The following is a 6163-nucleotide window of genomic DNA, read 5'->3' on the forward strand; positions in this document are numbered from 1 at the left end:
CTTTCGCTATAATCCCAAATTCACGAAAAGAACAGGAGAACAACATGTATTTGGTGTATGCAGATGAACAGGGCAACGTCTTTGATCATCAAGAGTGGTTTGGACTTGCCCGCAGCGGCGAGATGTATGTAGAAATTCTAGAAGAAGAGCTGATTCCGTTGCCGGAAGGAGCTACGCTGGTCGGCCTGCCGAATACCCGTGCCATTGGCATGGATCCGGCTACGGGAGACATGAAGGCTCTGCCAATTGGACAAACGGCGGTCGGCGCCCTTTTGCCGCAAGGGTTTACCCGGCTGTGTATTCCCGGCTATATGAAGACAGATAAGGAATATAAGCTGCCTCTGTTCGGATACTCTGCGGTAGTGTGGAAAGACGGAGCATTCTATACCGCGGCCAGGTTAAGCGATGACCCTGAGAAATGGAATCCTATGAACTGTGATGTGGAGGAACTGGAGCTGGGGGTAAAGAAGCTGACGGAGAAATACCCCGAGAACCGTTTATATCAGCATCTCTCCAATTGCGCGCTGGGTTATGAGTGTCTCACTGCCTCGAATACCTTCCTGAACCGATGGGAGGGCGCGGTGCCGGTTTCGTATTCCTGCAATGCCGGATGCTTCGGGTGTATTTCGGAGCAGCCGGATGACAGCGGGTTCGTAGCTCCGCAGACGCGGATGAACTTCCGTCCCCGTACCGATGAGCTGGTGCAGATCATGCTGGAGCATCTGAAGACGCCGGAGTCGATCATCAGCTTTGGCCAAGGGTGCGAGGGAGAGCCTTCTACTCAAGCCAAGATTATTATTGAAGCCATGCGTGAGGTGCGCTCCATAACGGATATGGGCTACATTAATATCAATACGAATGCCGGGCTTACAGATCATATCCGGGGAATCGTAGATGCTGGCCTTGATTTGATGCGGGTCAGCACGATCAGTGCGCTGGATGATCATTATAATGCGTACTACAAACCGCGCGGCTACAATCTGTCCCATGTAGAGAAGTCCTTGAAATATGCTACAGACCAAGGAGTATACACCTCGATCAACTATCTTATATTCCCGGGTGTCACAGATCGGGAGGAAGAGGTGGAGGCGATGGTGGAATTTGCGCGCCGTACCGGGCTGCGTCTGATTCAGCTGCGCAATCTGAATATTGATCCAGAGAGCTATCTGGAGCTGATTCCTCCTGCTCGCGGAGATATTTTGGGGATGAAGCAGGCGATCGAGATTTTTCAGGAGGAGCTGCCGGATGTCGTGATCGGGTCGTATACTCATGTGCCGCCGGAGAACCTGCGCCGTGCCAAGCGTCCTTTATCCTCCCGCTGATCTCTGAGGACGATGCTCTCATCCATACCACATGAATGGATTAGATGTATTGCATATAGACGAGTAGTATGCTATAATCCGATTATGTGTCCATTTACTCTGTGCCCGCATGAGGCTCAGGGCGGAAAGAAGGTGAAAGTCTAATGAAACAAGATATTCAACCGAAATATCATGTTACTACGGTAACTTGCGCTTGCGGTAATACGTTTGAAACAGGTTCTGTTAAGCCTGACCTTCGCGTAGAGATCTGCTCCAGCTGCCATCCATTCTTCACAGGAAAGCAGAAATTCCTGGATGCCGGCGGTCGTGTCGATCGCTTCAAGAAGAAATACGGTATGTAATTATTCAACGGCTGTTTCTGAAGAGAGTCCATTCTCTCTTTCGGAAACAGCCGTTTTATATGGCCACCGCGCACACCTTCTGGCGCGTGGTGGAATAGGGCGGGTGTCTTTGATAGCTGCTGTACAGTCTTCATGTCAGGTCAATGTCATAAATGAAGGCTGTTCGCCCAAGAGACGGCGGACGGTAGTGCAAATTTTGCCTTCGGTTGCATTTTGGACAGGCATGCGCTATACTTAATTTCGCCGTGCTAGACGGGGAGGTAGCGGTGCCCTGTAACTCGCAATCCGCTGTAGCGAGGTTGAATTCCTGTTAGAGGTATTGTCGATGTGAGGCTGGTCCCTGAGCTCGATGTTGACGGCTGGGTCCTCCGCAATGAGCACCTGTGAACCTGGTCAGGTCCGGAAGGAAGCAGCCATAAGCAGGAGCGCTCTTGTGCCGGAGGGTAGCCTAGCCCGAGTTGTAGCTCAGGGTGGCCGCTCGGATCGCAATTATCAATAACAGGTGCACGGTATACATAATACCGACTGCGAGAAGCGTTTCTGTCGATGTGACAGGGGCGCTTTTTTTGATGGCTTGAAAGTCAAGAAGCCCTAAAGGTTTTGCGGAAAGCGAAGGAAATTGGATGGAAATGTAGTATAATAAGTACAGGGATGCAGGTGATAAACGGCCTGCACACCGTAGAAGGCGGAAGTTGAAAGAAGGTTAAGCGTAGTGGAACATATTGCGTTATATCGTGCCTGGAGACCGCAGTCTTTTGGAGACATGGTGGGACAGCAGCATATTATCCAGACTCTACAGAACGCGATCCGTGAACAGCGGGTCTCCCATGCCTACCTGTTCAGCGGTCCGCGGGGTACGGGGAAGACCAGTGCCGCCAAGATTCTGGCCAAAGCCGTGAACTGTGAAAAAGGTCCGGCGGAGGAGCCTTGTAACCAATGTGAAGCCTGCCGGCGGATTACGTCCGGTGCGGTAATGGACGTACAGGAGATCGATGCTGCTTCCAACCGGGGAGTTGAAGAGATCAGGGACCTCAGGGAAAAAGTGAAATATGCTCCCACTGAGGTTCGCCGCAAGGTTTATATTATTGATGAAGTACACATGCTCACAACAGAGGCATTTAACGCTTTGCTGAAGACGCTGGAGGAGCCTCCGGAGCATGTTATGTTCATTCTGGCAACCACGGAGCCCCACAGACTGCCGGCGACTATTATTTCAAGGTGCCAGCGGTTTGATTTTCGGCGTGTTTCCCTGGAGGAACAGAAGGAACGTTTGGCGCAGATCAGTAAAGAAGAAGGCATTACAGCGGATGCTGAGGCCCTTCAATACATTGCGCGTCTTTCGGATGGTGGTATGCGCGATGCGCTGAGCATTTTGGACCAGATTGCATCTTTTACCGGGGGACATGTATCCTATCAGCAGGTTATGGAAATGACCGGCGGTATGGCCTCGGAGCAGTTTGGGCGTCTGGCCCGTGCCGTTCGCAATAATGAGCCCGGGGCTGTGCTGGAGCAGGTGGAGCAGCTTATGCAGGAGGGCAAGAGTGCGGACAAGTGCATGGAGAATTTGCTATACTATTTCCGCGATTTGCTCATGATCAAGATGGTCCCTCAGGCGGACCAGATGACAGACCGGATCCTGAATCCGGAGGATTTCAAGGAAATGGCCGATGCATTCTCTAAAGAGGAGCTTTTTGCGGTCATCGATACTCTAAATCGCTATCAGAGCGATATGAAGTATGCTTCCCAGCCGCAGACACTGTTTGAGGTGGCGCTGCTGAAGCTCTGCAGTGTGTCAGACCGTCGTGGGCAAGGCACTCAGGAGACTGGTGCGGCTCCTTCGGGAGAAGTAGAGCGTCTGAAGGGGCAGCTGGCTGCTGTGGAGAAGAAGCTGGAGCAGCTGCTTCAGCAAGGAGTTTCTGCACAGGGTGGACGGGAAGTGTCCAAGCCTGCAGTCCGAACACCCGCGCCCCGGGCCTCTTCAGCCGCGAAAACCCCGCAGCACATGGATCGGTATATTGCTTCACGCACTCAGGAGAGCTTCAACGCCGTTCAGCGACAGTGGGCTCAAATTCTGCAGCGTGTGAAGGAGGAAAAGGTTACCGTCCATGCCTGGTTTATGGATGGAGAACCGGTATCCGTATGGGAAGACAACATTCTCGTTGCATTTAAGAACAACATTCATCGCGAAACCACTGAGAAGCCGGCGAACAAGCAGGTTATTGAAGGGGTATTCGAATCACAGCTGGGCAAACCGCACCGCTTGGTGACCATGATGCTGCGTGACTGGAGCGAAGCAGTTGAGGGAGCAGGCAAGCCGCAGGCGGAAGAGCTGAAGCTGGAGCATGAAGAGGATGGAGCACAAGAAACCCCGTGGATCGATGAGGCGATTCAGCTTTTTGGCGAAGACCTCATTGTTATAAAAGATTAGGAATTATATTTGAAGGAGAGATGATCATGAATAATATGAACCAAATGATGAAGCAAGTGAAAAAAATGCAGGAGCAAATGATGAAAGCCCAGGAGGAGCTCGCGTCCAAAACCGTTGAAGGCACTTCAGGCGGCGGTGTAGTTACAGTAACCGTCTCTGGTCACAAGCAGGTTCAATCCATTTCCATCAAACCGGAAGCGGTCGATCCTGATGATGTAGAAATGCTGCAGGACCTGGTGTTGACTGCGGTGAATGATGCGCTAGCTAAAGCGGATGAGCTGGCGAACAATGATATGGGCAAATTCACGAACGGTATGAAAATCCCGGGCTTGTTTTAATTACTAGGCCCAAAAGGAGTCGTTGCGACTTTGTACTATCCCGAACCGATCGCCAAGCTGATCGAGGCGTTTACTCGCTTGCCGGGTGTGGGGCCCAAAACGGCCGCCCGCCTGGCTTTTCATGTCCTAAATATGAAAGAAGACGATGTGATCGATTTCGCAAAAGCGCTGGTCAGCGTGAAGCGGAATCTGCACTACTGCTCCGTGTGCTGTAACATTACGGATACGGACCCCTGCCGAATTTGTCAGGATAAGAAGCGGGATGCTTCCGTGATCTGTGTGGTCCAGGACGCCAAGGACTTGGTAGCCATGGAGCGCACGAAGGAATTTGACGGCTATTATCATGTGCTGCATGGCGCCATCTCGCCGATGGAGGGCATCGGACCGGACGAGATCCGGTTAAAGGAGCTGCTGACGCGGCTTAGCGACGAGCGGGTCAAGGAGCTCATTCTCGCGACGAATCCGAATATCGAAGGCGAAGCGACAGCAATGTACATCTCCCGGCTGGTTCGTCCTTTCGAGCTGCGGGTGACGCGTATTGCAGCAGGCCTGCCAGTAGGCGGAGATCTGGAGTACGCAGATGAGATCACGCTGTCTAAAGCGCTGGAAGGCAGACGAGAGCTGTAATATGGAAGCTGTAGAGTAGGGGGCCGAGAGGCTCCCTTCTTTGTTTTAAGGAGTGTTCCGCAGCCGTGTGACAATGGCAGTTGAGAAGTCTCCTTTTTTTGATGGTTTTTTAGCTACGGCATGTGTCGTTTAGTTCTAAGTTTGTCCCTGAGCTGATATGTATGGTACAGGCGGTACAGATCAGAATCGAGGGGGCTGTCGTTAATGTGGTGGAATAAATGGAGCAGGCAAGAGGAGAAAAGGGCCGAACATCCAGAAGCAGAACATGAAAAGATGTGGGAGACATATCTTGATGTCCGGCATTCACAGCTGGAGTGGGAACGCGCACATCTGCTGTTTCAGGAGGCGGCCGGGCAGGACCAGATCGATTATGCGATATACATGCTGGAAGCTGCCGAGCGTAAATATCAGATCAACCTGAAGCAGGCAAAAGAGCTGAATATGAACGGAGCCGCGATGTACAGGGAGGAGATCCGGCGTTACAAGTCGGACTATTAAGAAGGAGGATGGAGAATGAAGCTCATTATAGCAGCGGTTATGGTGCTGTCCCTGACAGCACTGCTTTTTATTATTTTTAGGAAAAAGCTCGGATTTCAATGGCTGACTCAGTTTGGGACCCACCTGGTGCTGTCCGCATTAGGGGTATATGTGATCAATTTCTCGGGTCTCATCAGCGAACTGTATATTCCGTTAAACCCGATGACAGTTGGTACAGTCATGATGCTGGGTCTCCCAGGTGTTGCCTTATTAGTTGCATTAAAATTAATAGTTATTTAGGTGTTGACTTAGAGGGCGGAATTATGATACATTAATTCTCGCCCGTTTGAACGGGGAATGAGTAAGAAACCGGTTGAGAGAAAAGCTTCTGAAAAAAAGTTAAAAAAACTCTTGACCTAAAGCAAGCAAGTGTGATACATTATTAAAGTCGCCGCTGAGAGATGCGACGATGAAGAATGAAGAGAATTGATCTTTGAAAACTGAACAACGAGTGAGTTAAACCGATCTTGCCTTCGGGTGAGATCAACAATGAGATTTTATAATCTCGTCAGTTTTGAAATGAGCAATGGAACTCAACTTTCATGGAGAGTTTGATCCTGGCTCAGGACG

The 6163-nt window shown here is 50.9% G+C and carries 7 protein-coding genes and 1 other RNA gene; all 8 read left to right on the forward strand.

The genetic code is table 11. From position 1 onward, the window contains the following. Window positions 1-44: 44 nt before the first annotated feature. The 8 genes from JJQ72_RS19065 (at window position 45) to JJQ72_RS19100 (ending at window position 5833) form a co-directional block, all read left to right on the forward strand. Window positions 45-1322, forward strand: coding sequence for a radical SAM family protein (locus JJQ72_RS19065; RefSeq protein WP_138223995.1), 1278 nt, complete (start codon window positions 45-47; stop codon window positions 1320-1322). A gap of 143 nt (window positions 1323-1465) precedes the next feature. Beyond that, entirely contained in the window at window positions 1466-1663 is a 198-nt protein-coding gene (gene rpmE, locus JJQ72_RS19070) for a 50S ribosomal protein L31 (protein WP_138223996.1), read from the forward strand. A gap of 243 nt (window positions 1664-1906) precedes the next feature. Then, window positions 1907-2173: signal recognition particle sRNA large type (ffs, locus tag JJQ72_RS19075), an RNA gene on the forward strand. 202 nt (window positions 2174-2375) lie between these two features. Then, window positions 2376-4091, forward strand: coding sequence for a DNA polymerase III subunit gamma/tau (gene dnaX / locus JJQ72_RS19080; RefSeq protein ID WP_208204634.1), 1716 nt, complete (start codon window positions 2376-2378; stop codon window positions 4089-4091). A 26-nt stretch (window positions 4092-4117) separates the two neighbouring features. After that, window positions 4118-4429, forward strand: a complete 312-nt coding sequence (locus JJQ72_RS19085) for a YbaB/EbfC family nucleoid-associated protein (RefSeq protein WP_217496362.1) — start codon at window positions 4118-4120, stop codon at window positions 4427-4429. A 30-nt stretch (window positions 4430-4459) separates the two neighbouring features. After that, on the forward strand, window positions 4460-5056 hold the full coding sequence (gene recR, locus JJQ72_RS19090) for a recombination mediator RecR (protein ID WP_138223999.1): 597 nt from the start codon (window positions 4460-4462) through the stop codon (window positions 5054-5056). Window positions 5057-5329: 273 nt separating this feature from the next. Continuing rightward, window positions 5330-5554, forward strand: a complete 225-nt coding sequence (locus JJQ72_RS19095) for a DUF2508 family protein (RefSeq protein WP_138227557.1) — start codon at window positions 5330-5332, stop codon at window positions 5552-5554. 15 nt (window positions 5555-5569) lie between these two features. Then, window positions 5570-5833: a pro-sigmaK processing inhibitor BofA family protein gene (locus JJQ72_RS19100; RefSeq protein ID WP_208204635.1), complete on the forward strand. Its 264-nt coding sequence runs from the start codon at window positions 5570-5572 to the stop codon at window positions 5831-5833. The last annotated feature ends 330 nt before the right edge of the window (window positions 5834-6163 follow it).

Source organism: Paenibacillus sp. F411 (assembly GCF_017582705.1).
Taxonomy (GTDB): Bacteria; Bacillota; Bacilli; order Paenibacillales; family Paenibacillaceae; genus Paenibacillus_AQ; species Paenibacillus_AQ algicola.

Excerpts from the sequence above, each read along its gene's own strand:
- JJQ72_RS19065 (WP_138223995.1), top strand. The coding sequence starts at position 45 with ATGTATTTGGTGTATGCAGATGAACAGGGCAACGTCTTTGATCATCAA.
- rpmE (WP_138223996.1), top strand. The coding sequence starts at position 1,466 with ATGAAACAAGATATTCAACCGAAATATCATGTTACTACGGTAACTTGC.
- JJQ72_RS19085 (WP_217496362.1), top strand. The coding sequence starts at position 4,118 with ATGAATAATATGAACCAAATGATGAAGCAAGTGAAAAAAATGCAGGAG.
- JJQ72_RS19095 (WP_138227557.1), top strand. The coding sequence starts at position 5,330 with ATGTGGGAGACATATCTTGATGTCCGGCATTCACAGCTGGAGTGGGAA.
- JJQ72_RS19100 (WP_208204635.1), top strand. The coding sequence starts at position 5,570 with ATGAAGCTCATTATAGCAGCGGTTATGGTGCTGTCCCTGACAGCACTG.